The sequence below is a fragment of the Micromonospora sp. LHW51205 genome (assembly GCF_003315815.1).
GTDB lineage: Bacteria > Actinomycetota > Actinomycetes > Mycobacteriales > Micromonosporaceae > Micromonospora > Micromonospora chalcea.
Genome location: NZ_QMEZ01000004.1, coordinates 563427 through 589290 on the forward strand (window position 1 = coordinate 563427; position 25864 = coordinate 589290).

Annotated in this window: 24 protein-coding genes and 1 pseudogene; 16 read left to right on the forward strand and 9 right to left on the reverse strand. The window is 68.1% G+C overall.

What is annotated here, in order from left to right:
• Nucleotides 1-49 precede the first annotated feature (49 nt).
• Genes DQE82_RS18560 through DQE82_RS18590 form a run of 7 tightly spaced genes read right to left on the reverse strand, consistent with a single transcriptional unit; the run spans nucleotide 50 to nucleotide 6160 of the window.
• The gene (locus DQE82_RS18560) at nucleotides 50-328 is read right to left on the reverse strand and encodes a phosphopantetheine-binding protein (protein WP_158559989.1); all 279 of its coding nucleotides are present in this window, start codon (nucleotides 326-328) and stop codon (nucleotides 50-52) included.
• A gap of 49 nt (nucleotides 329-377) precedes the next feature.
• Complete coding sequence (locus DQE82_RS18565; RefSeq protein WP_113973316.1) at nucleotides 378-1112, reverse strand: SDR family NAD(P)-dependent oxidoreductase; 735 nt, start codon at nucleotides 1110-1112, stop codon at nucleotides 378-380.
• Nucleotides 1109-2446 carry an AMP-binding protein gene (locus tag DQE82_RS18570; RefSeq protein WP_113973317.1) on the reverse strand — a complete coding sequence of 446 codons (1338 nt, stop codon included), beginning with the start codon at nucleotides 2444-2446 and terminating at the stop codon, nucleotides 1109-1111. The genes DQE82_RS18565 and DQE82_RS18570 overlap by 4 nt, the downstream gene beginning before the upstream one ends.
• A complete protein-coding gene (locus DQE82_RS18575) occupies nucleotides 2443-3381 on the reverse strand; it encodes a hypothetical protein (RefSeq protein WP_113973318.1) in 939 nt (312 codons plus the stop codon). The genes DQE82_RS18570 and DQE82_RS18575 overlap by 4 nt, the downstream gene beginning before the upstream one ends.
• A gap of 58 nt (nucleotides 3382-3439) precedes the next feature.
• Entirely contained in the window at nucleotides 3440-4243 is an 804-nt protein-coding gene (locus DQE82_RS18580) for an ABC transporter permease (protein ID WP_113973319.1), read from the reverse strand.
• The gene (locus DQE82_RS18585) at nucleotides 4233-5066 is read right to left on the reverse strand and encodes an ABC-2 family transporter protein (protein WP_233514708.1); all 834 of its coding nucleotides are present in this window, start codon (nucleotides 5064-5066) and stop codon (nucleotides 4233-4235) included. Before DQE82_RS18585 ends, DQE82_RS18580 begins: the two co-directional genes overlap by 11 nt.
• Nucleotides 5067-5071: 5 nt before the next feature.
• Nucleotides 5072-6160 carry an ATP-binding cassette domain-containing protein gene (locus tag DQE82_RS18590; protein ID WP_231915555.1) on the reverse strand — a complete coding sequence of 363 codons (1089 nt, stop codon included), beginning with the start codon at nucleotides 6158-6160 and terminating at the stop codon, nucleotides 5072-5074.
• Nucleotides 6161-6235: 75 nt separating this feature from the next.
• Between DQE82_RS18590 and DQE82_RS18595 the strand changes: the two genes are divergently transcribed.
• From DQE82_RS18595 to DQE82_RS18640, 11 genes are all read left to right on the forward strand, one after another.
• Nucleotides 6236-7888: a condensation domain-containing protein gene (locus DQE82_RS18595; protein WP_113973320.1), complete on the forward strand. Its 1653-nt coding sequence runs from the start codon at nucleotides 6236-6238 to the stop codon at nucleotides 7886-7888.
• A 525-nt stretch (nucleotides 7889-8413) separates the two neighbouring features.
• A complete protein-coding gene (locus DQE82_RS18600; RefSeq protein WP_083296958.1) occupies nucleotides 8414-9385 on the forward strand; it encodes a ParB/RepB/Spo0J family partition protein in 972 nt (323 codons plus the stop codon).
• A gap of 214 nt (nucleotides 9386-9599) precedes the next feature.
• Entirely contained in the window at nucleotides 9600-9770 is a 171-nt protein-coding gene (locus tag DQE82_RS30660; protein WP_157539106.1) for a hypothetical protein, read from the forward strand.
• Nucleotides 9771-9925: 155 nt separating this feature from the next.
• Nucleotides 9926-11080 carry a hypothetical protein gene (locus DQE82_RS18605; protein ID WP_124778785.1) on the forward strand — a complete coding sequence of 385 codons (1155 nt, stop codon included), beginning with the start codon at nucleotides 9926-9928 and terminating at the stop codon, nucleotides 11078-11080.
• Complete coding sequence (locus tag DQE82_RS18610; RefSeq protein WP_113973321.1) at nucleotides 11080-12009, forward strand: nitroreductase family protein; 930 nt, start codon at nucleotides 11080-11082, stop codon at nucleotides 12007-12009. The genes DQE82_RS18605 and DQE82_RS18610 overlap by 1 nt, the downstream gene beginning before the upstream one ends.
• Before the next feature lie 10 nt (nucleotides 12010-12019).
• Nucleotides 12020-13198 carry a YcaO-like family protein gene (locus tag DQE82_RS18615; protein ID WP_158559991.1) on the forward strand — a complete coding sequence of 393 codons (1179 nt, stop codon included), beginning with the start codon at nucleotides 12020-12022 and terminating at the stop codon, nucleotides 13196-13198.
• A complete protein-coding gene (locus DQE82_RS18620; protein ID WP_147265145.1) occupies nucleotides 13179-14009 on the forward strand; it encodes a hypothetical protein in 831 nt (276 codons plus the stop codon). Before DQE82_RS18615 ends, DQE82_RS18620 begins: the two co-directional genes overlap by 20 nt.
• A gap of 37 nt (nucleotides 14010-14046) precedes the next feature.
• The gene (locus DQE82_RS18625) at nucleotides 14047-14931 is read left to right on the forward strand and encodes a hypothetical protein (RefSeq protein ID WP_147265146.1); all 885 of its coding nucleotides are present in this window, start codon (nucleotides 14047-14049) and stop codon (nucleotides 14929-14931) included.
• Nucleotides 14928-16499 carry a class I adenylate-forming enzyme family protein gene (locus DQE82_RS18630; protein ID WP_113973325.1) on the forward strand — a complete coding sequence of 524 codons (1572 nt, stop codon included), beginning with the start codon at nucleotides 14928-14930 and terminating at the stop codon, nucleotides 16497-16499. The genes DQE82_RS18625 and DQE82_RS18630 overlap by 4 nt, the downstream gene beginning before the upstream one ends.
• 10 nt (nucleotides 16500-16509) lie before the next feature.
• The gene (locus DQE82_RS18635; protein ID WP_069087898.1) at nucleotides 16510-16779 is read left to right on the forward strand and encodes a phosphopantetheine-binding protein; all 270 of its coding nucleotides are present in this window, start codon (nucleotides 16510-16512) and stop codon (nucleotides 16777-16779) included.
• 134 nt (nucleotides 16780-16913) lie between these two features.
• A complete protein-coding gene (locus DQE82_RS18640) occupies nucleotides 16914-17438 on the forward strand; it encodes a flavin reductase family protein (protein WP_233514709.1) in 525 nt (174 codons plus the stop codon).
• Nucleotides 17439-17528: 90 nt separating this feature from the next.
• Here the strand turns inward: DQE82_RS18640 and ileS are convergent, their stop codons facing one another.
• Complete coding sequence (gene ileS / locus DQE82_RS18645; RefSeq protein WP_104114725.1) at nucleotides 17529-20648, reverse strand: isoleucine--tRNA ligase; 3120 nt, start codon at nucleotides 20646-20648, stop codon at nucleotides 17529-17531.
• A gap of 445 nt (nucleotides 20649-21093) precedes the next feature.
• Here ileS and DQE82_RS18650 point away from each other — a divergent pair, with 445 nt between their 5' ends.
• The 4 genes from DQE82_RS18650 to DQE82_RS18665 all read left to right on the forward strand — a co-directional run bounded on the left by DQE82_RS18650 (nucleotide 21094) and on the right by DQE82_RS18665 (nucleotide 25018).
• The gene (locus DQE82_RS18650; protein WP_147265147.1) at nucleotides 21094-22074 is read left to right on the forward strand and encodes a hypothetical protein; all 981 of its coding nucleotides are present in this window, start codon (nucleotides 21094-21096) and stop codon (nucleotides 22072-22074) included.
• The gene (locus tag DQE82_RS18655) at nucleotides 22071-23321 is read left to right on the forward strand and encodes an amidohydrolase family protein (protein ID WP_043325340.1); all 1251 of its coding nucleotides are present in this window, start codon (nucleotides 22071-22073) and stop codon (nucleotides 23319-23321) included. The genes DQE82_RS18650 and DQE82_RS18655 overlap by 4 nt, the downstream gene beginning before the upstream one ends.
• Entirely contained in the window at nucleotides 23318-24628 is a 1311-nt protein-coding gene (locus DQE82_RS18660; protein ID WP_069087901.1) for a nitroreductase family protein, read from the forward strand. The genes DQE82_RS18655 and DQE82_RS18660 overlap by 4 nt, the downstream gene beginning before the upstream one ends.
• A gap of 180 nt (nucleotides 24629-24808) precedes the next feature.
• Nucleotides 24809-25018 (forward strand): hypothetical protein, encoded by a 210-nt coding sequence (locus tag DQE82_RS18665; RefSeq protein ID WP_043325343.1) that lies wholly within the window; start codon nucleotides 24809-24811, stop codon nucleotides 25016-25018.
• Nucleotides 25019-25339: 321 nt separating this feature from the next.
• Here the strand turns inward: DQE82_RS18665 and DQE82_RS31160 are convergent, their stop codons facing one another.
• Complete coding sequence (locus tag DQE82_RS31160) at nucleotides 25340-25552, reverse strand: hypothetical protein (RefSeq protein ID WP_231915554.1); 213 nt, start codon at nucleotides 25550-25552, stop codon at nucleotides 25340-25342.
• Here DQE82_RS31160 and DQE82_RS31165 point away from each other — a divergent pair.
• A pseudogene (locus DQE82_RS31165) lies at nucleotides 25553-25753 on the forward strand (aminoglycoside adenylyltransferase domain-containing protein); the annotation flags it as partial. It lies immediately after the preceding gene.
• Nucleotides 25754-25864 lie beyond the last annotated feature (111 nt).

Here is a 25864-nt window from a genome sequence, read left to right on the forward strand (position 1 = left end):
CGATGGGCGCCCTTGGGAAGTCGTCCAACCTGCCGGGGAGCGGCAGTCATCACCTGTGAGGTGGGACGCTCTCCATTTGATTGCCGACGTAGACCTCCACCAACTCCCCCACCGTCCGGGGGAAGATCTCGTCCTCCAACGCGAGGAAGGGATCAAATCCCATCGACTGTTCGAGCCGCGTAACGAGGACGGCGAAGGCGAGACTGTCCAAGCCGCTGTCGGCCAGGCCGCTCTGCAGGCTGACGTCGCCGTCCTCGCCCCCTTCCTCTTTGATCAGCTTGACCACTTCACGAAGAACGATCTCCGCTACACGTTCCCGCTCGAGCACTGCGCCACCTTCCCTACGTGTTTGTCCGTCCACATTTCCGGTCCGGGCCTCATGCGGTGGAGCCGCCGTCCACGGTGATCAGCGTTCCGGTCACACCGGCGGCATCCGGGGAAAGAAGGTAGGTCACTGCGGCGGCCACTTCGTCGAGACGTGCGAACCGGCCGATCGGACTGCGCCCCTTGATGCGCGCCTGGCTCTCCGCCCCCAGGGCGCCGGTCATCTCGGTGTCAAGGAAGCCCGGCGCCACCGCATTGACCGTCACGCCGCGCCGCCCTACGTCGCGGGCCAGCGAACGGGTGAACCCCTCCAAACCCGCTTTCGCCGCCCCGTAGACGGACAGACCGCGGAATCCCGTCGAGGCAACGATCGAGGAGACGTTGACCACGCGTCCCCGGCCCGCTGAGATCATCGAGCGGACAAGATGCTTCGTCAGAACCATCGGCGACACAAGGTCGAGTTGCACTGTTTCCCAGATGGTTCTGTCCTTCACCAGCGGCAGGAGACCGTCGGTGCCGCGAGCGGCGTTGTTCACCAGCGCGTAGGGGGCGCCGTGCGCCTCCACGATTGCGCGTGCCAGGCCGGGCAGGGACTCCAGATCACTCAGGTCGGCACGGACGTGGACATAGCCCGGACCCACCTCGCCCGGCTCGACTTCGCGGCGGGCCAGGCCCACCACCCGGTATCCGTCGCTGCCGAGCCGCCGGGCCACCGCCCGCCCCAGGCCACTGCTGGTTCCGGTCACTACCGCGTACGGACAGTCGCCGCGGGATTCCGCCTCGTTCACGCTCTGCTGACCTTTCCGGTGGGCGACAAGAAGAACTCGGTTACCGCGGTGATCGAGGCAGGAGTATGCGACCGGGGCAGATGGTCGGCGACGAATGACCGCAGGGCCGACTGCAGTTCGTCGGGGTCGAGCCCACTGCCGAGAGGCGAAGGCACAACCCGGGCGGTCAGGATCCAGCCCGTGATCGGGCTGCGCCTGGGCGTCACCACGGCATCATGTACTGCGGGATGCCGCCGGATCAGCTCCTCGACCCGCTCCGGCGAGACCTTGTCCCCTCCGACGTTCACCGTCTGCGACTTCCGGCCGACGAAGTAGACCCGGTCACCGCGAGGCTCGACGAGGTCGCCCGTGCAGACGAATCCGTCCGGCTGCGCCGTGCTGCTTCCCGGCGCCCGGACGAACAGGACGCCGTCGCGGATCTCCAGTGCCACACGGCCGGGAGCCGGCTCGAGAAAATGCCGGGGGAAACCTTCCCTGCCGTCGCTCACCGAGAAGGCGGCACCGGCCTCGGTGGACGCGTAGACATGCGTGACGCGCGCATCGAACCGCCGCCGCAACGCATTGATCAGCGACTGTGTCGCGATCTCACCACCCAGCGTGATCTGTTGCAGCCGGAGGTCGTCACAGGCCCTGCTGCGCAGAATCATCCGCCACATCGTCGGGGTCGCGGACAGTGCGTCGACGCCGGCTCCGGCGAACAGCTGGAGGCGCTCGTCGAGCCCGGCGGCGTGGTGGGCGTCCACCAGGGTGTCGCCGTGGATCGCCTGGAGGACGACCTGGATGCCCGCCATCCGGGTAGGAGAGAACAGGAGACCCCACCGCCGCTGCTCGCGGTCGCCGGGATTCCGCGCCGGGCGTACCGGGCGAATCCGCCGCGTCAACGAGTCGAGACTGTGGTCGGTCGGGGTGGGCGTCCCCGTCGTGCCTGAGGAGAAGACACGCCAGAGCGTACGCACGTCGGTGCTCGCGTCGCCGGCCGACAGTTCGCCGTGGGATGCGTAGGCGGCAGCTGGGGCAGCATCCCCGGCCTCGCGCAGGACCACCGCCTCCGCCGAGCCTACGGTCGGACTCAGGTCACCCACGAACTCGACCCGGGCGGCCCAGCCCTCGAGTGCGACGATGGCTGAGGCGACCAGGCGGGAACTCTGCCCCACCAGGGCCACGGTCGCACCCCGGGGTACGCGACGTCGCAGGCCGAGAACGTCAGCGTGCAGGTCGTGCGAGGTGAGCGGCGGAGACCGGCCGTCGATGACGACCGGACGACCGACGGCAGCGGCCCCCGCTCGGCCGCGCGTCCCGTCATGGTCTGCGACTTCCACCTCAGGACCGTTCATCCTGCTCCCTCACTGCACCGCGGGCCCGGCGCCCGACCGGGGCGGATCGACCGGAGCGTGAACTCGTAGAAAATCCTGCCGTCTTCGGTGACGCACGGATGAGCCGCGAACATGCCCTCGCGACTCGCGCGACGTAGCACCCGGTTACTGCCGGACCCGCAGCAGAACGCCTTGTACTCGGGCGTGAAGAAGAGGTCGGACAACAGGGCCATGGCCGGGTCGAGAATCTTGATCTCCCCGTCGGTGTCCACGAGCCGTACCCAGGAATGCAGGCCCAGGCGTGCGCCTCCGAAGATGTAACCCGACTCCTGCTCGGCCGCCACACCACGGTCCAGCAGTTCAGACATCAGTACCTGACACAGCGAGTCGCAGTCGCCGACGCCCCGGTGCCTGGTGCCGGCGACATCGGAGGACAGGGTCATGGGTGTGAAGTGGAAGCGGTACCGCCGCAGCAGGTCGTCCCAGACCTCCCGCACCCTCGGGTCTCGCACCGTGGCGGTGTTCCCGGTCAGTTCGACCCTGCCGCGCCACTCCGCCCTGCCGGCCTGGATCTCTTCATGCTGCCACTGCACGTCCGGTAGGACAGGCGCGCTCCACTCGGACGACGGGCAGTGCTCCGCGCGGGGACACTGGGCCCAGCCGACGATCTCGTAGGCCCGCGCGGAGACCCAGTCCGCGCCGTACGACTTCAGCATCCTCGCGAAGAAGATCATGATCCGCTCCGGACTGCTGCGTCCGGTGCCGCTGAGCAGGCCAACGTTCCACACGTCGCAGTAGTCGTGTCGGCCGTCCTCCTCCACGAGGCCGGCGGCAACCAGTTGCGCCAGTTCCTCGGGCGTACACCGCAAGGTGTCCAGCGCCTCGGCCCTGCTGATCCACACCCGGTGCTCGGGTGGAGTCGGCACGACGTCCCGCAGCCCTCCGAGGAGACTCATCCGAGGGCTCCGAGAGACTGGACGACGGAATCGGCGTGGCGGCCGATGTGTTCGCACATCAGTGACCGGAGCTTTCATATCGTGAGAGCCCGTACCGGAAGACGGTCGTCCCGATCCACAGGCAGTAGAGGGCGACGACCGGCGTCAGCAGCCCCAGCCAACGAGCCGGCCCGTGCGCGAGGACAGCCGCGGCGGGGAAGAAGCTCATGAACGCATAGGGCAGGACGACGGTAAGGGTGATCCGGACCCCAAGGCCGTAGATGGTGACCGGAAAACGAGCCAGTTCCCCGAAGCTGTGCATGGAGAACGCGAACATGGAGTACGGGGAACGCAACCAGAAGGCGGCGCAGTTCGTGAGGAGGTTGAGCCCGATCTTCACACCGGCCGCCGCGACCACGAGCAGCAGCCCGAGCGCGACGCGACCGACGTTCCAACTGACGTCGACGTGCCGCACCGCGGCGATCAGCAGACCGGTGCCGAGGACGAGATTGCCCAGTCCGTTCATTCCCACCGCGGAGCTGAGCACCTGGAGGACCGGTGGATAGGGCCGCAACAGCATCGCGTCCAGCTGTCCGAAGTTGACAGTCACCGCGAGAGTCCAGGCTCCCTGCGCGACCAGCACGCTCAGCCCTTCCGCGACGACCACGAGCGCGTAGATGAGCACGACTTCCCAGAACTGCCAGCCGTTGATCTCCGGGATGCTCCGGAAGATCGCCCACAGGAAGACCACGCCGACGGCCTGCACGAGAACTGCCGACAGGCTCATGATCCAGAAGTCGGCCTCGTACTGGAGAGTGGCGCGCACCTGGGCACCGAGCAGACGGCGGTAGAGCCACAGCGCTCGTCGTGCTTCAGCCACCATGGACCGTCAGCTTCCGAGCAGCGGCCGACCACATCAACCGCGCCAGCCACCACAGCGCGACCGCCCAGGCCGCCTGCACCAGCACGGCGGTCGTCGCGTCGCTGCCGTCCAGTGAGCCGGTGTAGAGCAGCGCCGGGGTCGACGCCATTCCGACGAACGGCAGGTACGTGGCGATGACCCGCATCCACTCGGGCAGGAAGGCCAGCGGTACGAGTGCCCCGGAGAACAGCGTGATCAGGGCGATCCGGGCGGCCTGCACACCCACGTAGTTCTGTGTCCAGAAGACGAGCAGACCGCTCAGGTACACGATTCCGAACCGCAGGGGCAGCACCAGCAAGGCGGACAGGATGAACAGCGGCAAGGTGTCCCGGTCCGGCGGCGGCATGCCGCCGAAGATCGCGGCGGCTGCCAGGACGACCACGATCGCCGTGCCGGCTTCGTAGACGGCGAACCCGACGCTCTCGGCCAGGCGCGACCACTGGTAGTCGACCGGCCGAACCAGGTCCATGGCCACGTCGCCCTGCTGGATGCGGTTGGCCATTCGATAGTCGGTATAGCTGGACACCAGCGAACCGACGACGAACGCCACCAGCAGGTACGCCTTCATCTGCGGCCAGTCGAATCCTTGCCGAGGGCCGGCGGCGAGTGCCGAGCGCCACAGGTACAGCATGGACAGGGCCCCGAACGCCGAGGCCAGCATGCCGAAGAGGAAGCTCGTCTGATAGGCGAGAAGGCTCTTCAGCGCCATCCGGGCCATGCTCCGATAGGCACGTATCCGGCGTGATCGGGTATCAGCCGGCAACGGCACCGCACCGGCGGTCACGAATGTCATGACACGGTCTCCCGATCGACCCCGCCGCCGGGCTCGGGCCGCAACTGCCCCGCGTACACCTTCCGGACGACCGTCTCGATGGCCGGCTCGTCGATGTGCATGTCGACGATCTCCGCCTCGGCGAGCACTGCCGCCAGCACCTCTCGCGCGCCGAGCGTCATCCGGTCGAAGGTGACCGTGAGCTCGCGGTCGTCCGACCCCGCGCGGACCTGAGCGCCCGGCAGTCGCGCGGCGATCCGATCGACGCCCGGCAAGCCGGCGGCCAGCTCGAAGGACATCGATCGCTCGCGGACATGGGTGTCCTTCACCGACTGCAGGTCACCGTCGTACACCACACGTCCCGCGTCGATGATCACGATGCGCCGGCAGATGTCCTCGATGTCGGCGAGGTCGTGGGTGGTGAGCATGACCGTCGTCCCGTCCGCCACCAGCCGACGCACGAAGGAACGCACCCGGTCCTTCACCGCGATGTCCAAGCCGATCGTCGGCTCGTCCAGGTAGACGATCCGCGGTTCGTGGAGCAGCGCCGCGGCGAGGTCGGCCCGCATGCGCTGCCCCAGCGACAACTTACGGGCGACCACCGGGAGAAGGTCGGCCAAGCCGAGGACGTCGTCGAGGCGGGCCAGTGTCTCCCGGTACCGCGCGGCGCCCAGACCGTGCATGTCCCGCAGCAGTTCGAGCGAGTCACGTACGGGCAGGTCCCACCACAGCTGCGTTCGCTGCCCGAAGACGACGCCGACGCGTCGCGCGTTCTCCACCCTCGCCCGGTACGGCACCAAGCCGTCGACGAGGACCTGTCCAGCCGTCGGGACCAGGATCCCGGAAAGCATCTTCACCGTGGTGGACTTGCCGGCGCCGTTCGGACCGACGTAGGCCACTGCCTCGCCCTGTGCCACAGACAGATCGATGCCGTCCACAGCGACGTGCTCGGAGAATCTACGCTGGAGCAGGTGCCGGAGGGAACCGCGTAGCCCCGGCGCCTTCTCCGGCTTGCGGAAGACCTTACGCAGTCCTGCGACTTGGATCAATGTCACCGGACGAGCATGCACCATTTCCATCGCCGCGCCAACCACCTTGCCCCGCACGGATGCCAGCGATAGCCTTCGACGCAAGCCCCTCTCTGAATCGAATTGTTTTCGGTGTCCTGTTCAACGGAGAAGATGTCACTGCGGGACGGAGAAGAATTGGAAATTCGTTTTCGTGCGCCGTCCGGGCGAACCGCCGATCTGACCTGGGGACAGCAGAGGATGGCGCAACTGATGGCGGATCTCCAGCCGAACAACGCCTCGCTCAACCTCAAGTTCGCTCACCGGATCAAGCCGGGTCTGAAAGCCGACGAGGTCGCGTCCGCCATCAGAGGAATGGTCGAGGCCTGCGAGTCCGCGCGAACCCTGTTCGAGCCGGACGCGCCCTCCGCACAGCAAAGGGTCACAACCGAGGGAGTCCTGCACGTCGCGGTGATCACCGCCGTGACAGCCACCTTCACATCGGCTCTCGAATCGGCAGCCGAGCTGGCGGGCACCCCGTTCGGGGCCGACGACCTCCCCGTTCGCGTGGGCATCCTGACCGATCGGAGTGGCCCGGCCTTCGTCCTGCTGGCCATCAACCATCTCGCGTCGGACTACCTCGGCGCTCACTGGATGACCTGGCACCTCCGCCACGTCCTCCAGGCTGACTTCTCCGACGGCGAGCCGTCGGCGATCCACCCCGTCGATGTCAGCCACTGGGAGAGCAGTGAGGCCGGCCGGCGGGAAGGGGCCCGTGCGCTGCTCCGGCACGAACGGAGCCTTGCACGCATGCCTCAGAGCATGCTGCCCCGGCTCCCGGTCGAGCCGTTGCATCCCCGCTATCGGTACGTGGTGATGCAGACGTCAGCCGGCGCGTGGTGCCTGAGTCACCTGGCCAAGCGGCACGGGGTCAGCGAGACGGCGGTCGGCCACGCGGCCCTCTCCCTCGTGCTGGCCCACGTCAGCGGGCTGAGCCGGGCCCACCTCCAGGTGTGCGTCAGCAACCGGGCCGGTCGGGACACGGCTGCCGTGGTGGGTTGCCTCACCCAGGACGTTCCCACCTGCGTGGCGATCGACGACGCCGACTTCGACGCGCTGCTGCGGCGATCCGCCGGCGCCATCCACCACGCGACACTGACCGGGCGCTTCCCGCACCGAGGCCTGATGGAGGTGCGCGAGCGCGTCGAGAAGCGGCGCGGCTTCCCGCTGGATCTCTCCTACTGGCTCAACAGCCGACTGTTCGTGCCGCTCCCCGCGGAGGCACCGAACGCCGCGCGGATACGGGAGGAAGCGGCCAGGACCTCCGTCCGGTGGCTGGGCGGCGACCAGTGCAGCACGAGCACCCTCTTCTGCTACCTGGACCGCCGCGACGACATACTCGAAGTGCTGATGCTCGTCGACACCGCCTATGTCGCTCCCGCCGAGGCGGAGCAGTGGTTGCGTGCGTTCGAGTCGATTCTCGTCACCGCGGTCCTGCGACCGGAGCTCAGCGCGGACGCTCTCGTCGCGGAGACCGGCGTCGTGTCGTTCCGCGCGACGGACGACTGGGTCAAGATCGACCACAGCTGGATCCACCTACCCACCACGGCGGCACGCCTGCATGCGGCGCTTCCGGGCATGACCCTACGACTTGCGGTTGAGACTCCCGGTGGTGAGGCTTCCCTGGTGGCGATGGTGGCCAGTCCTCGGAGCGGCCGCGAGACCAGCGCTCCTTCCGACACCGTTGTCGTCGAGGCGCTTCGTGGCTGCCGGGTCGGCATGCGCCCGCACCGGTTCGTCTCGAGGGCAGGGGATGTACAGGACTGATCAGCGACGTGGACCACCTCGCGGCCCGGGTGCCCGGGCACGCGAGGACAGCAGGCCGCAGTCGCTCTCGAACCGGTAGGCGGCGCCCAGGTCGCCATGGCCCTCTCACTCCCGGAAGTTACGGAAAGGCACCGAGAATCCCGGCGCGGCAGTGATGCGGTTCCGCAGCTGCGCACGCGACACCGGGTCGCACGGCATGCCACCCGCGACCGCGTAGGTGACCCCCTGCCCTACACCACAGCGAGACCGACCGCCAAGCAGGGAAAAGAGCGTCGACGCATTGAATCCGAGAAATTTCCGGGTGCCACGGGGCACCTGTGCAAGCGGTCAGAAGCTACAGTTGCACATGCCGCGGGCCGCCAGAGCACTCAGGATCGGCCCATTACCAGCAGCATCACCGGAGCCCGAAATTTCCGACAAGTTGTTCTCTGATTTATCGGACCGGTTCCACTCACGAGAGGCGACGACTGAGCCCACGAAGAGCCGGTCAGCGAGGCATCAGCAGCTGTTCACGGGGAGGACAGGTTGATCGACGCCAACGATCCGCTGCAGGTTGTGGAGAGCTGGACCGAAGGAAGCCAGCAGGAGGCTGTATCGGTACCGATCCGGTCGCTCCTGCCCGGTCAGGGCCCCCGCCGGCACGGGGTCGACGAGACGCACGTACAGCTGTTGGCCCAGTCCGAACTCCAGCACCCGCCGATCCTGGTGCAGCGCAGCACCATGCGCGTCATCGACGGGATGCATCGTCTGCAGGCGGCACTGCTCCGTGGTGCGGACTCGATTCACGCGCTGATGCTCGACGACGACGACCAGATGGCCTTCCTGCGCAGCGTCACGAGCAACATCAAGCACGGCCTGCCGCTGACCCTGGCCGACCGCCGGGCGGCGGCCGAACGTCTGCTGGAGATGTTCGCGCATTGGTCGGACCGGTCACTCGGCCGCGCCACCGGGCTGTCGGCCAAGACGATCAGCACATTGAGGCAACGCAGCGGCCAGCCGATGCCGGCCGAGCGGACCGGCCGGGACGGACGGGTCCGGCCGACAGACGCCGACGCCGGCCGGAAAGCTGTCGTCGCGCTCCTGGCCGAACGACCTGATGCTTCGCTGCGGGAAATCGCCCGGTTGGCCGGCGTCTCACCGAACACGGTCCGCACCATACGCCGCAAACAGAACGAAGGTGCGGCGGGTTCACCGTCGCCGGCACGGGCACTGTCCGCGGTCAAGGAGGCGCCCGGCGCGCCCGAGCCGAGCCGGGACGTCACCGCGTTGGCGCTGGAGAACCTCGCCAAGGATCCGTCCGTGCGCTACACCGAGGCCGGGCGCACCCTGCTGCGCATGCTGCATCAACAACTCAGCCTCGTCTCCGACCACGACATCATCAACGCTCTTCCACCGCACTGCCTCCCGCTGGTGGCCCGCCTCAGTCGCGGACTGTCGCAGCAGTGGGAGCAACTCTCCGCGCGAGCGGCGATCCGCGTCCAGACCGAGGTGGGTTGAGCGGCCAAACCCGCCGACCGTCCACACGCCGCGATCGTCCGCCCCACCGCACCCAGCCTTGGCACTTCTTCGGCCACCGCCCGGCGCCGGGCGGTGGCCGGACGCTCGCTCGTCGCGTCGACGTCGAGGCGCAAATATGTCCGGAAGAGCCAGGACTCCGGCCGCCGCAGCTGCACTCATTGACATAGCTAAATAGCCCTGTAATGCTTTTTGCATGATGACAACCACCGCGCAGGAAATGTCCGCGCAAAACGCAGAGGTCTCCCTCAACGAGACCGCCGAGGAATCGTCCATCGACAACATCGAGGGTCTCTTCGAGGAGGTCGACCTCTTCTCGACGGCCCTCATCCAGGGCGGCTGCACCGGCGGCTTCACGTCCCTGTGATCCAACTGTCGCGTGCTAACCGGCCGTCTTTCGGCCGGTTAGCACGCGCTTTCCTGTCATCGGGCAGCCGTATCCGGGAACGCCGACAGGATGTCAATCATTCAGGTTGTCCAGAAAGTCAACCGGTCGGAGCGTACAAGAGATAGGACCCTGCTTTGGAGACGCTAGCTGAGGCTGCCGCAGAAAACGGCACCGACGCCCGTTCCGCAACGTATCGCGCGCACCCTCTTGTGCGCATCGAGCCGGCGGCCAGTGACCTGTGGCTCATCAGCCGAGACGACAGGTTGAACGGACACAAGGTTCCCGCGTCGGCTGCGGGTCTGCTCGTTGCCGCCTTCGCTCCGGGAACCATCTATTCCCTGTCGGAGCCGATCATGGCGGCGATCGGCTCCGTGCGCAGGGCCGAGCTGATCGCCGAGTGGCTGGTCGCCCACGAGTACCTGGTGCGCGATGACGACGCCGAGGCGATCAAGACGCGGCGGTGGCTGGAGTCGTGGGCCGAGAATGGATGGCGGGCCGCCTCCCGCTATCACGCGCGTACTTACGGATACCCCTTCGAGTTCTACGAGGCTGACGGCAACTCCGCGGAGGACGTACGCCGGATGGTCGCGTACAACGCGCAGCAACCCGACGTCGATCGGGCCCGGCCCCGGCTGCACGACCAGGAGAAGGTGTACGCACTGCCGGACCCCGCCCCGGAGTTGTTCCCCGCGACCGCTTCGGCGGCGACGAACCTTGCGGTAGCGGCGCAGCCGCTGGACTACGACCGCCTTGCGTCGCTGCTCTCCCTGCTGACCCGACCGATTCGTCAGGCCAGGATGCCGTTCGCGGAATCGGCCAACCTGCTGCGGAAGACGAGCCCTTCCGGCGGTAGTCGTCATCCGACGGAGTTCTCCGTCGTCACGCATGCCGTCGACGGGATCGACGACGGTGTCTACCAAGTCGCGACCGTCGACGGTGCGCTGGACCGCATGGATCACCTCGACGCCTCGTCACGCGACCTGGCGGACCTGTCGGGTATCGCCGACGACAACCGCCCCTACGCACTCATATTCTTCAACTCCTATTTCGCCCGGAACCGCTACCGCTACCGGGAACCAAGGACCTTCCGGACGGTGCACATGGATGTGGGCCACCTCATGGGTACTGCCGAGTACCTGAGCCGCGCGAACGGTTGGGCGGTCCGGCATGCCCAGCACCTCGACGGTAAAAAGGTCGCGGACGCGCTCGGCACCGACCACCGCGTCGAGGCGACAATCGCAGCGACTCTCGTACACGCAGCCGATCAGCCTGCAGAAAGCCGGGATTGATGTCCACGACATGGTCGCCACTCCTCGTCATCCGACCCGACCGTGACGCCGCCGTTCTCGAAGACTCCCAGTCGGCGCAGTCGGTCCGCTTCGACGCCGCCGAACTCGCCCGGAAACTCGTGTCGGACGCCCCCGAGGTCGGGGCACGCGAACTGTCTCCGTCGGACGACCTCGATTCGATCTCGACCGATTGGGTCACGAACGGGTGGCGTCCGAGCCTCGACTACTTCAACTGGTCCGAGCAGATCTCGGAGAGCAGGCGGGAGGCCCGGTATCCGGCCCGCGGCAGTCAGGCTCAGCCGACGCGTCCAGCGACGTCGACGCCGCAGTGGAACTGGGCAGAAGAAGGCACTACGGCCGGCACCGGCGGGGTCAGCGTCGGTGAACTGCTGGTACGACGACGCACGGCCCGCCAATTCGAGCCGGAGCCCTTGTCGCGGGAGACCGTCGCCGCCATCTTCCGCTGCTTCTCCGCGCTCATGGCACCCTTCGAGCCGTCCGGCTCGCTGGCAGGCGTGCGTATGGGCGCCGTCGTGTACGCGATCAACGGCGTCGATTCGGGCATCTGGGCTCTCGACCTCGCCGGCGAGCGAGCCGATCAGCTGACCTCCGGCAGCTTCCGCCAGGAGATGGCCGATCTGATGTGCGGCATGCAGGCACCCATGACGGCAAGTGCCACGATCGTGCTGATCGTCGACTTCCCCCGCCGCCAGGAAATGTTCCCCTACGAGAGGGCCTTGCGCGAACTGTACGTCGAGGTAGGTCGAGTCGCGCAGAAATTCATCATCGCGGCGGAGTCGTACGACTGCGGCGCGCTGATCACCCCGGCGACAAATGACAACGTGCTGGCGGAGTTGCTCGGGCTCTCGGATGACGAGGCACCGGTCTACACCATCACCTTCGGTCGGAAGACCAGCAGGAAAGGCTGACCCACAAAAAATGGCACTCACCGCTGCGGTCGTCCGCGATGATTGGAAATGCGTCCGATTCACGAGCCCTTTCGACGGGCTCTTCGGCTCTGTCGTCGAGGCGGACGACGACGTGCTCGGCGTCGCGTGGGATCTTGACCCCGCACGGGCGGACGAGAGAGCACTGGGTGAGGCTGTCGAGCGCGCCGCGCTGCACGAGCCAGCCCTCGCACCTGTGCGTGCGTCCGCGAACGAGCTCGGCTCGAAGGCCATCCGTCTCGACGACCGGGCGACCTTCAGCCCGGAACAGTGCTCGCAAGAGCCGCTGCTCCGCCCGTTCGCATGGAACGCGCACTCCCAGAACACCTGGGTGACGATGCAGTCTCCGGACGGCGAGGTGTTCGTACCCGCCGACGTCGAGCGGATGCGGGTCCACGACTCGGATCCGACCCGCGTCAAACCGATGACCTCGATCGGCGCCGCGTGCGGGGTCGACTGGGACACGGCCCTCACCCGCGCGCTCACTGAGGTCGTGGAACGGCACGCCGTTGCGGCGGCCGTCTACTCCGGGCGCCGCGCGGCCCGAGTCCGTCCCGGCGACGACCGGTACTCCGTTCACGACATCGCGGAAATTCTCGACGGTGCGGCTGACGTGGTCGTCGGGCTGCTGCCCGGCAGCCATTTCGGATTGCAGGTCGCGCTGGCCGCCATCGTCGGCACCCGCGACGGACTGCCGGAGGTGGCCTTCGGGTCGGCCGCCCATGCGGACGCGGCGGATGCGATCCGCTCAGCGGCGATCGAAGCGGTGCACATCTTTCACCTCGGCTGGCGTCTGCTCCGCCGGGGAGACCCCGAGGAGCGGCCGGTGGGCATCAACACCCGGGCGCTGTGGTGGGCGAGGCACGGGCGCGCCCACCTGGGCGACTACTTCGTCGACCAGGTGGCCGAAGCCCAGGGCCCGACCTCGGGCGGACGTACCTGGACCGAGATCGGCGATGCCATCTCCGCAGAGAGGTTCCGCTGGGCGTACAGCGACATCACCCCGGCATGGGCCGCCGGCGCCGTGGTCGCTCGCGCGGTGGTCCCTGCCCTGCTCCATCTCCAGATCAATCCGTTCCCGCTGCTTTACGCTCCGCGCTTCCCGTCCGAGGTAGAGGCGTTCCTCCGTCGCTCGGGTGGCGGGGTGAACAATGACCATCCGTTTGTCTAGTCCAGGAACTCCGGCGGAACCGGTGCCTGCGGTCGTCGAGGAGCGCCAGATCGCCGACGCGCCGTTCACCGGCGGCGGGGCGCCTGGCGCGTCGCGGCATGACGGAGGCCCGCCGGTGCTGCCGACCGATCAGGCCGTCGTCGTCTTCGAGTCGGGTGGGTGGCGGTCATATCCCACGTCCGGCAGTGATCGGGCACCGTGGCAGCAGCACGGATGGGGCGCCGCCTTCGACCTCGTCAGCGACGCGATGAGGAACGGCTCGTCGCCGCGCACGCTGTCGATGCCCGAGGCGCTTCCCGACCCGTCGAACATGGGAGCGGTGGTCGAGCACTACCCGCCTGTCGTGAGCGGGGCACGTCTGTCGCCCGCAGAACTCTTCGGTGCGGTGGGTCGGTGCCGCCGGCGGTATGCGGCGAAGGGGGTCGGGTTCCACGTCGCGGTTGTCGACGCCGGCGAACTGGGTCCCGGGTGGTACAGCCCGGACGGGACCCTGCTGATCCCGAGAAGCCGGCACGGCCTCGGCGAGGAGTTGTCCTCCCTTCTTCCGGTCGCGTACGGCCGGGCGGAGTTCGACGTCGGCGCATCGGTAGTCGTATCAGTGTCCGTCGACGCCGAGCGGGACGCTGCCGACGAGTACATGGAGCAACTCTGGATCGGAGGACTCGCGATAGGCGAGCTCGAAGGGTACGGCTCGGACCTGGGATGGGCGACGCGCGGCAACTATGCGGTGCTCGCCGGGTTCCATGACGTCGTCGGGCTGGACTCCGGCAGACAGTTGGCTGTCGGTGCTGTCTGCTGGGCAGGGCTGTGACATGGGAGCCGCGTACACGTGGGCTGCGGGAACGACCATGGAGAACGAGGGCTCCGACACCATCCGGATCAGCGCACCGGCGCTGGGCCGGTCGTGGCGCCTGGACGCGGGCCGCGTCGAGCGGCTTCTGCACCAGGTCGTCGCCGAGGAGTTCGAGGACCCGGCCGTACAGCAGTTGATCCGCCTCGGTCTCCTGGTCGAACGCGAAGGTGCCGACGGCACGTCGTGGGGGCCGGTGCGCCGCTACCACGCCTGGAGCGGAATCGATCATTTTCGCGACGGAGCGGATTCGACTGGTGGCCTCCGGGCATCGGCGCTGCGGCTGTTCTCGCAAGACGACCTCGATGCCCTGCGCGAGCCGGCTGTCCCCCAGGGTCGCCGGGAGCAGATTCCCGAACCGTGGGCGGCGGTGGTCTGGACCGCTCTCACCCGGGTGCGCGCCAATCGCCGACGGTTGCGCGAGGCGGTGCACCCGGCCGAGCTGCTCTACAGCTACGGAGCGGCCCACGGGCTACTGATCGTGTCGCGCGTGGACGGTCGCGTCCTGGTCACTGTGGCCGACCCCGCCTCGTACGGTTCAGGAGTCCGCCTGGCGTCCATGGACGCCGCGGCGGATCCGCGACTTGACGTCCTGGCTCCCCTCGCCATCGGGGTCTTCGGCGATCTCGCCGCCTACCGGAGACGCTATCGCCACGAAAAGGCGTTCCGCGGCTTCCTCGTCGACGGCGGACGGCTGAGCGCGGAAGTCGGTCGCGCTCTTCGCGCGAAGGGCGTCAGCTCGACCACCCGCACGGGCTTCACCGACCCCGCTCTTCTGTCAGCGCTCGGCCTCCAGCCGTTCGTCCATCACCTCGCAGCCGCCTACGTCGCGGACGAGGAGGGCGCCGGCCACCGATACGTCGCGACCCGGGTGGCACCGTGACGACGAGAGGGGCAGGCGGCGCGACGGACCGTTGCCCGGGGACGTTCGGGCTGCTCGAGCGCGTCGCCGGGGAGGTTCCCGACCGCCTCGCGCTGGTCGAACCGTTCGTGCGTGGTCTCACCTTCGCGGAGTGGCTGCACGACTCGGTGGCGCTGGCCGCGCGCCTTTCCGAGGCAGGGATCACCAGTGGCATGCGTGTCGGTCTGCTGTTCGACCGCAGGCACTGGATCGATCTGTGCGTCGCCTACTTCGCGGTGCAACGGCTGGGCGCGGTCACTGTCACCGTCTCGGCGGGAGCTCCGGCGTCCGTCCGCGACTTCATCACCCAGGACGCCGGCATCTCCGCATGGATCGCTGCGGACCCGTCGCCGGTGGGGAACGGCCCGGGCGGCGATCCGTATCAGGTTCTTCCGGTCGAGCCTCCGCGCTGTGGGGACCGGGTTCCCCCGCCGGCGACGACCCGCCCCGACCAGACGGCCGACATCCTCTACACGTCCGGCACGACCGGCCTGCCCAAGGCGGTCGTGACGCCGCACGCGCTCTTCACGGAGGTCTACGCCCGCCCGCCGTCCGCTCACGGCGGCATCGGCCCACCGATCCTGCACGCCTTCCCGATCGGTACGGCGGCCGCGCTCATGATGTTGTACGCCCCGTTCCAGGGCATCGACGGGCCCGGGCTCACGCATCCCATCACCAGGGCGGTCGCGGCGCTGCCGGAGTTCAACACCAATGACGTGTGCAAGGCGGTCGCCGACTGTCAGGTCACCCTGTTGTTCCTGACGCCTGCCATGCTGGCACATCTCACGACGCTCACCTCGTCGCAACGTGAGATGCTCGCGTCTCTGGAGGTAATCCACTGCGGTTCGGCGCCGCTGAATCCGGCTCATGTGGAACGAATCCGCCGGATGCTGCCGTCCGTTCGGGTGGTCAACGCGTACGGAACCACCGAGGCTTGGCCCGCGATGGTGGAGATGCCGTCAGCGGGCGCGGATCCCGATGTCGTCGGGAGACCGGCACGAGGCACCCGGATCCGCATCAGGAGCCTGGAGACGGGGCTCGTCGTCGGCCCGGGCGTCCACGGCCGCGTGGAGATGTCCTGTCCGCGGTTCCGCGGACGCCGCTCCTACCTGCACGACTCAGTGCCCTCGAAAACCTTCCTTCCGGACGGCTGGACGGCGACCGGAGACATCGGCCATCTCGACGAGGAGGGCAACCTGCATCTGAGCGACCGCGTCTCTGACGTCCTCAACGTCGGCGGGGAGAAGCTCTCGGCACGCCCGGTCGAGATCGCCCTCCTCTCGCACCCGATGGTCGAGGCCGCGGCCGTGCTCGGACTCCCGCATCCCCGGCTGGGTGAGTACGTCGCCGCGGTCGTGGTGCTCCGGCCGGGCCGGACGAGCCTGGACGACATTCGCGTGCACCTGCTCGAGCGTCTGCCACCGAAGCAGATACCGCGCCGCGTGTTCGCTGTCGGATCGATGCCCGTGACCGAGAACGGCAAGATCCTGAAGAATGATTTAAAGAATTCGATTGCGCGCGCCGAGGGCACGCTTTCGGAGCTTCGCTGAGGAGAGCGACGTGGATTCGTCTGAGGTACTCGAAACAGTTAGCGGATTCTGGCGGGAACTGCTGGAGACGGATGCGGTGGACGTCGACCACGATTTCATCGCGGCGGGTGGAGACTCCCTCCTCGCAGTGGAGCTGTTGGCGCGGCTGGAAGGAACCTTCCCCGACGCCGGCTTCGACGACCCCGCGAACGTCGGCTGGCTGACGATACGAGCGACCGCCGAGCAGATAGTGGCGAGGAGTTCCACCCGGTCGGCGATCGATGCCGGCTCCGGCGACTGAGCCGAGGCCGGTGCGCGCATGCCGCCGACCAATCACCTGACGGGGAAGGGAGCGCTGTGGACGATGCGCGACGTGCTGACGGCCCCGGTGGCTGACGGAAGAGGTGAACGGTGACAGCCGCTAAGCAGAAGCCCGTGTCCCGCGACCGCTGCGGCGGCGACCGTCACGTCGACATGCGGGCGGTGATGGGTGCGTTCGCCACGGGCGTCACAGTGGTGACGTCCGGGCGGGAACTCCCGCACGGCATGACCGCCAACGCGTTCACGTCGGTCTCGCTCGACCCGGCGATGGTGTTGGTGTGCGTCAAGCAGTCCGCCGCAATGCACAGCACAATTCTGGCGAACGGGATGTTCGCGGTGTCGATCCTCGCCGCAGGACAGGAAGAACTGGCGCGCTACTTCGCCAGTCCCAGCCGGCCGCGCGACGAGCGGGAGTTCCGTACCGTCGATTTCCGGCCCGGCGAGCACACCGGCTCCCCCATCATCGAGGGCAACCTCGGCTGGGTGGAGTGCGAGCTCGCCGCCGTGTACGAGGGCGGCGACCACTCCATATTCCTCGGCTCGGTGCTGGACATCGGCCACGGCGACCGCACCGACGCACTGGTGTTCCACACCGGGCGGTTCAGTGTTCTGGCCACGGACGTCCACGGGGTTCGCTGACCCGCCGCTCGGCCCGCCGCCGGCCGATACGAAGGGCCGGGGCCACGACGCACGGCCGAACGGGCGGCGTGCTCGTGGCCCCGGCGCTCCTCATGCCTTACGCAGCCAGAACGTCAGGCCGAGCGTCTCGTCGGTGAAGGACGTCGCATCTGCCCACGTCGGCCGCCCGAGGGTGAAGTCCGTCGCAAGCACCTCGTCGGCCACCAGCTTCTGATGCTCCGTCAACGCCGTCAGGGTGTCAGCGGTCGCCTCGTAGCGGAGTTCGATGCGATCGGCGACCTCCAGGCCGGTGGACTTGCGGGCCTCCTGGATCTGGCGGATCACGTCCCGCGCGATCCCGGCGAGGCGGAGTTCCGGCGTGATGTCCAGATCCAGCGCCACCGTCGCACCTGCGTCGTTGGCGACCGCCCATCCGGCACGTGGAGTCTCGGTGATGACGACCTCGTCCACCGTGACGACCACCGCCTCACCGTCCACGTCGACGGTCGCCTCACCTCTCGTACGGAGGGCGTTGGCGAGGGCGGTCGGCTCGGCCGCCATAATCGCCGCGGCGACGCCTTGGACCGCCTTGCCGAACCTCTTGCCCAGGGGGCGGAAGTTCGCCTTCACCGTCGTGTCCACGAGTGAACCGCTGGTGGCCGTGATGGGTGCCACCGAGACGACATTGAGCTCCGACGCGATCTCGGCGAGGAGTTCCGCCGGCAGGTCGGCGAAACCTGCCGCGGACACGACCGCGCGAGACAGCGGCTGGCGCGTCCTGATGCCGGAGTCGGCGCGGGCGGAGCGGCCGAGTTCGACGAGCCGACGCACGAGAAGCATCTGCGCCGACAGTTCCGGGTCGATCAGGGACAGGTCGCCGGTGGGGTATGCGGCGAGGTGCACGGACTCCGCCGCACCGGGCGTGACCGGAACCACCAGGTCCTGCCATACCCGCTCGGTCACAAACGGTGTGATCGGCGCGAGGAGGAGCGTCAGGGTGGACAACGTCTCGTGGAGCGTGGCCAGGGCGGCCGGGTCGCCGTGCCAGAAACGCCGGCGGCTGCGGCGAACGTACCAGTTGGAAAGATCGTCGATGAACGTGGACAGCAGCCGGCCGGCCTCGTGGGTGTCGAAGCGCTCCATCGCGGCGTCCACGTCGCGTACCAGGCTGTTGAGCTCCGACAACAGCCATCGGTCCAGCAGCGGGCGGCTACGGGGCGCGGGATCTGCCGCCGACGGCGACCAGCCGGCGGCACGGCCGTACAGCGCCCCGAAGGACACGGTGTTCCAGTAGGTCAGAAGAGTCTTGCGGACGACTTCCTGAAGCGTGTTGTGCCCGACGCGCCGGGCTGACCACGGGGAACCGACAGCGGCCATGAACCAGCGCACCGCGTCGGCACCGTGCTCGTCCATCAGCGGGATGGGTTCGAGGATGTTCCCCAGGTGTTTCGACATCTTGCGGCCGTCCTCGGCGAGGATGTGGCCCAGGCAGACGACCGTTTCGTAGGCCGACTTGTCGAAGATGAGGGTGCCCACCGCCATGAGGGTGTAGAACCATCCCCTGGTCTGGTCGATCGCCTCCGAGATGAAGTTCGCCGGGTACCGCTTCTCGAAGAGTTCGACGTTCTTGTGCGGATACCCGAATTGCGCGAAAGGCATCGAGCCCGAGTCGTACCACGCGTCGATGACTTCGGGCACCCGGCGCGCGGTGGCGCCGCATCGGCAGTCGAAGGTGACGTCATCGATATAGGGACGGTGGGGATCCAGCTCGGACAGGTCAGTCCCGGCCAGCTCGCTCAGCTCGGCCAGCGAGCCGACGCAGGTCAGGTGGTTGTCCGGGCAGCGCCAGATAGGCAACGGCGTGCCCCAGTACCGACTGCGGGACAACGCCCAGTCGACGTTGTTGTTCAGCCAGTCCCCGTAACGGCCGTACTTGATGTTCTGCGGCTGCCAGGTCGTCGCCTCGTTCTCGCGCAGCAGCGCTTCCCGGATGGCAGTGGTGCGGATGTACCAGGACGGCTGCGCGTAGTACAACAGCGCCGTGTGACAACGCCAGCAGTGCGGGTAGCTGTGCTCGTACGCCTCCTCGCGGAAGAGCAGTCCCCGCTCGGCGAGATCCGCCACCAGGACCGCGTCGGCACTCTTGAAGAACGTGCCGCCGACGAGCGCGAGGTCGGACTGGAACGTGCCGTCCGGACGGACGGGGTTGACCATCGGAAGACCATACGCACGGCACGCGGCGAGGTCGTCAGCGCCGAATGCCGGCGCCTGGTGCACCAGGCCGGTGCCGTCCTCGGTCGTCACATACGTCCCGAGGATGACGAAGTTCGCGTCCTCGACCTGGACCAGGTCGAATGGCCGCCGGTAGGTCCAGCGTTCCATGTCCTTGCCACTGAAGGAGTCGCCGACGACGGTCCATCCCTCACCGAGTGCGCTGCCCGCCAGCGCCTCCGCGACAACGAGCTGCTCCTGGCCGTCGGTCATTACGACGTAGGTGACGTCGGGATTGACCGCGACCGCGACGTTGGAGACCAGCGTCCATGGGGTCGTGGTCCACACGAGCAGGGAAGCCTGGCCCGCCAGGGGGCCCGAGGTGAGTGGGAACCGCACGAACACCGACGGGTCGGTGACCACCTCGTACCCCTGGGCGAGCTCGTGATCGGACAGCCCCGTCCCGCAACGAGGACACCAGGGCGCCACGCGGAAGTCCTCGACGAGCAGCCCTTTTTCGAAGATCTGCTTCAGCGACCACCACACCGACTCGATGTATTCCGGGTCCATCGTCCGGTAGGCGTCGTCCATATCGACCCAGTAGCCCATGCGTTCGGTCAGCCGGGCGAACTCGTCGGTATGCCGGGTCACCGACTCGCGGCACCGGGCGTTGAACTCCGCGATACCGAAGGCCTCGATGTCGCGCTTACCGGAAAAGCCGAGTTCGCGCTCGACAGCCAGTTCCACCGGAAGTCCGTGGCAGTCCCAGCCGGCCTTCCGCGCGACATGGAAGCCCTTCATCGTCTTGTACCGGGGAAAGACGTCCTTGAACACTCTGGCTTCGATGTGGTGCGCCCCTGGCATGCCGTTCGCCGTTGGGGGCCCCTCGTAGAAGACCCATTCCGGCCGCCCCTGCGATCTTTCCAGGCTGAGGGCGAAGACCTTACGATCACTCCAGAATTTGAGGATGCCGTGATCGATATCGGGAAAGCTCGCCTGCGCGGGCACAGCGCGGTACATGGATCCTCCAACGAAGCGGTTACCGAACTTCGGTGGAGGGACGAGGCCCGGGCCCCGCGGTACCACCCTCCTTGGCCACAGCGCGCGGCCCTCTCGTTAAGTTGTGGTCGGGTCTACTCGGCGTGACGCCTTTCTTCCGACGGCTCCAGGGTGATCTTCCCGCTGCGCACACCCCCGGGCTTCCACCATCCCCGGGTCTCTGCTGGCTGCGTGCAGTGGTACTCGTCCCTATCGACGCCTTTCCGGGCCAGTGTAGCCCATCGCGCCGTTCGGCCGATGGCGGCGGCAAGGAGGATGACGGACGCGAAAGTGGGTGGTGAACGTGCCTCACAGGCACGGCGCGCATCAACTGCCGACAGGTCGCACACCCTCGTGAACAAGCCACCCGAACGCTACGATCGGCGTCAATCTCAGCAATCAGTCGACGACGTCGAGGTGACCGCCCTTGTTCACGCCAGCTCAGCTAGGTCTGGACGATCCCGCTCGCTACGTCGAGGCAGAGGAACGGTTTTCCCGGACCGCTTCGGAATGCGCCGCTTCCGCGAATGTCGCCGGGGAGGGGCGAGCACTGCTCAACACGGCGTGGGCGGTGGAGAAGCAGGGCAGAGGGGCGGAGGCAATCAAGCTGGCGGAGACAGCGAGACATCTTCTCCGTGATTCGGAGGCCCTGTCGGCTCTCGCCGAATGTTGCCACTCCATCGGCGTATGGCGGTTTCACCACTTCGACGACGATCCGCCCGTGAACGACTTCCGCGAGGCGATCCAGGTGCGCCTCGGCACCGGAGATCTGATGGCTGCCGCCCAGTCGTGGCACAACATGGGATACGTCCAGTTGGCATCCGGTGACGTCGCGGGCGCCTGGTCCTCGTACGAGCACGCGACAGATCTCCTCCGTCAGGTTCGCGACGGCGGCGACACCGAACTCGCCTCGAAGGCGTTCCGCCAGTTCGGTTTCATCCTGTCGCACCAGGCGTTCGCTGCCGCACGTCACGACTCGGCCCGCGCCGCCCTTCAAGCGACAGGACGATACTTCGACCACGTCCGGCTTACCGGCGCCCACCGTGAGCCGGTCTACGCCTACCTCGCGCCGGGAATCGCCCTAGCCGCTTCCCGCGAGGTGCCCGAGGACGAAGCGAACGCGCTCGAGGCGCTGGTGGGCATCGCTCCAGACCCGGAGTCATGGCTGCTCGCTGCCGTCCGTCAGGCGACCGACGCCATGACGTCGCCTGTTGATACGGGCACCGGCCGGCACGCCTACCTGGGCGCCCGGATCCTCGCGCTGGCAGAGCTGGCGCGCTGGCACCACATGGCCGGCCGCGGCCGGGAGGCGGACGAACTGGTGGACTTGGCCGTGAATCTGTCGCGCGCGCGGGGATGGCACGGGGAGGCAGTGCGCGCTGCCCGCGTCTCCGAAGGATCGTCGTGACGGCCACGCCGACCGCGGATTTCACCATTGCCGGCTGCACCGTCATCGATCCGGATTCCGGCACCACCACCCTCGGCTCGTTGTCGATCATCTCCGGTTCAGTCAGCACACGCACCACCGCAGATGCCGACCTCCCACACCTCGACGGCACCGGTTTGTTCGCCGTTCCCGGGCTCATCGACATGCACGTCCACGCGACCAGCGATCCTCATGGCCGGACCGCGTCGAGCTGGTCGGACATCTCGGCCACCACCATGACACTGACGGCTGTCGCGAATCTGGCGACCGCGCTGCGCAGTGGGATCACGACGGTCCGCGACCTGGGTGCTCCGCGTGACCTCGGGTACTCCATCCGCAACGCCTGGGCCCGGGACTTGTTCGTCGGGGCCAGGCCGTTCGTCGCCGGTCCGGTCATCACCGCAGTCGGCGGGCACGGAAGCTGGCTCGGTGTCGAGTCCGAAGGAGCCGGATCCATCGGCGCGCTCGTGCGTCGAAACGCCGCCGACGGCGCGGATGTGATCAAGCTGGTGATGCGCAGCGCGGCGCGCCGGATGGAACTCCGGCCGGAGGAACTGAGGGAGGCGGTCGCCGAGGCCCGTTGGCTGGACATCCCCGTAGCCGTACACGCGAACTTCTCGGAGCGTTCGATCGACGCGGCCGTGGAAGCCGGCTGCGACACCTTGGAGCACGGCTTCGCGATATCGGAGGCCGCTGCCGGTGCGATGTCGAAACAAGGCACCGCCCTCTGCTCCACCGCTGTAGCGCTCCAATCGATAGTGAGGCGTCCGCAGCTCTGGATCCGGCAGGGAGGCAAAAGTCTGGTGGAGATGGCCGTCAGTCAACTCCCGGAGGCACGACGCAGCTTCGAGCGAGCTCTGGCGGCCGGCGTCACCCTCATCGCGGGGACGGACGCCGGAGCCGCCGGTGTGGGTTTCGACTCCCTGCCGTCCGAGCTGGAGGCCATGGTTGACTGGGGCGCCTCCCCGCACGAAGCGCTCGCGGCGGCGACGTGCAGGGCAGCCGAGGCTCTCCGTCGTCCGGATCTGGGCTCCCTGAGCGACGGCACGGTGGCAGACGTCGTTCTGCTCCGCGCGAATCCGCTCGTCGACATATCCGCGTGCAGAGAGGTCGAAGCCGTGATCCAGGCCGGGCGTCTCGTTCGCCTGGACACACTGTCGCGGCTACACGGAATGGCGGTGTCCTCCGCTCCGGGCACAGTCCTTCCGCCCATCGGTTCGACCTCATGAGGCGCTGGGCCCCGGCAGCGGGGTGGAGCATCGAACCGGACGCCGACGGCCTCGCGTTGACCCACAGCGGCCGCCGGATGATCGTCCGCATGCCGCCCGAGGTCGGCAGGGAGATCGTCGCGGCCGTCGGCGGGCTGTCGTCCGCCCGGGAGCTCACCTCGCGAGGTGGCGAGGAGCTGGCCAAACTCGACGCCCGCGGCGTCCTCGGCGTAGAAGTCGTCCATGAACAGCACGTACTCGCGCGACATGAACCGGGCGCCCGCCGGGTCCGCCACTCCCCGCCGTCGCCGTACGTGCGGCCGGTTCGCGCCCTTCCGTCGGCCCACATGCGCTTCGGTCCCGACGGGCCGGAACTGGCCGGCGGGAACTCGGCAGATCGCGTCGTCCTGACCTCGACATGGGCCGTCGAGTTCGCCGCACGTCTGATCGCACGGGCGGATGTCGAGGTCGACTCTGCCCCGGAGAGCGAACTGCTCGACCTGCTGAGCCGGGCCGGCCTGTTGGTCACCGGGCGGAACCAGCATTCGGAGGAGTGGGAGTTTCACGATTCGCTCTTCCACGGGGCGACGCGCCTGGACACGAGCTTCGGGCTGTACGGTGCCAAGATCGGAACAACTCACTGGGAGATCGACAACCCGGTCAGGCGCCCGATGACAGCGGAGCGCATCGCTCTCGGCCACGACGACCGCTCGCAGGAGGGCATGACGCTCCAGGAGGCGATTTCCGCCAGGTCATCGCTGCGCGACCATGGCGGTCCGCCCATCGGGAGCGCGGAGATCAGCGCCGTCCTCGATGCGTCACTTCGGATTCGCCGCTTGGAGCGTACCGTCGCGAGCGAGCGAGCGTGGCGTTCGATGCCGACCGGCGGGGCGCTGTCGGGGCTGTCCGCCGTCGTCATCGCGGCTTCGGCCCATGACCTGGAACGCGGGGCATATGAATACGACGCCGTGAGCCACGAACTCGCGCCGGCGTCAGGACCCGCGCCGGCGATCGACCGGTGGCTGGGCCTCGCCCATCGATTGACGGGCATCCCGCACACGTCGATTCAGGCGATGGTGCTGTTCGTGCTCGACTACGCCCGCCCCGCCCGTTCCTACGACTCCATAGTCTATGCGACCGCGTTGAAAGAGGTAGGTGCCGCGCTCCAGGCCATGGCCCTGGTGAGCGCCGATCGAGGGCTGTCCTTCTGCCCGATGGGTGGCGGTTTCGCGACGACCGCGGGACTGGGAGAGGGCATCCGAACCGGCGCCGTTATCGGTGAGGCAGTGCTGGGGCGGCCAAAAGGGACCGAACGAGCCGGCGAATGACGCCCCGGGAAGACCAGGCGTTCATTCGCCGGGCCGGGAGTCGGTCATCGGCGGAACGGCCCGGCTTCGCTGCGCGACGTCATCGATCACGACACGTGAGCCTGCCGTCCTGCGGCGAACGCAGCAGCCCTCCGACCGTCACCACGGCGGGGCTGGCGCGTACGCCGTAGCGTCGATGGCATGAGAACGATGCTGGTGTCGCTCGCGGTGATCGTGGTGGTGGTGCTCGCGCTCGTCGTCTTCGTCGCCCGCCGCGACCGGACGAGGCGCCCGTCGGACGAGGATCCGGCCGCGGTTCGCCAGGCCGGCGCCGACCAGCACCGGCACGACGCACAGCGGCAGATCGCGTCGGGCCTCGCCGAGCGGCACCGCAACCCGCCGAGCACGTAGGCACAACCGGCGGTGCGGGCCGGTTTATCGGTGGCCCCGCGGCGACCCACCGTGCAGGATCACCCGGTGGTCCCACCCGACACGGTTCTCTCCGACCTCCGCGAGGCGTGGCGCCGCACGCTGACGGACGACCTTCTCGGCCTGTACGTGCACGGGTCGCTCGTGGCAGGCGACTTCGACATGAACCGCAGCGACCTCGACCTGCTCGCGGTGCTCGCGAGTGACCCGGACGAGGAGCTCCTCGGCGTCCTCGCCGAACTGCACGCGGACCTCGACCGGCGGCACCCGCTGTGGGCCGGCCGGATCGAGGTGGAATACGTGTCACTGGACGCGGTACGCCTCGTTCCCGGCCGGGACCACGTGATCGCCCGGATCAGTCCCGGGGAGTCGTTGCACCTGCTGCCCGCCACCACCCACCGCGTCGTGACCTGGGCCGCCGTGCACGACTACGGCCGTACGCTGCTGGGACCGCCGGCCGGCGAGCTGCTGCCCGCCGTCGAACCCGGCCTCGTGCGCGCCGCCCTGCGGGACCACGTGCGCGACTGGCCGGACTGGGTGCTCGACATGACCCCACCCGGAGCCCAGTCGTACGCGGTGCTCACGCTCTGCCGCGCCTACCAGCGCCTGTGCGACGGGCGGCAACTGTCCAAGCGGCAGGCCGCCCAGCAGACCGCCGACGACCTGCCGCGATGGGCGGACCTGATCGTCTGGGCGCGCGACTGGTGGTACGACTCCGGCCACGACAGCGATCCCGGCCGGTTCGACGAGGTCCGGGCGTTCGTGCACGAGGTCAGCGCCACCGTCCTGGCCGAGGAACGCAAGGCGGAAGCATCCGGCGGACACCTG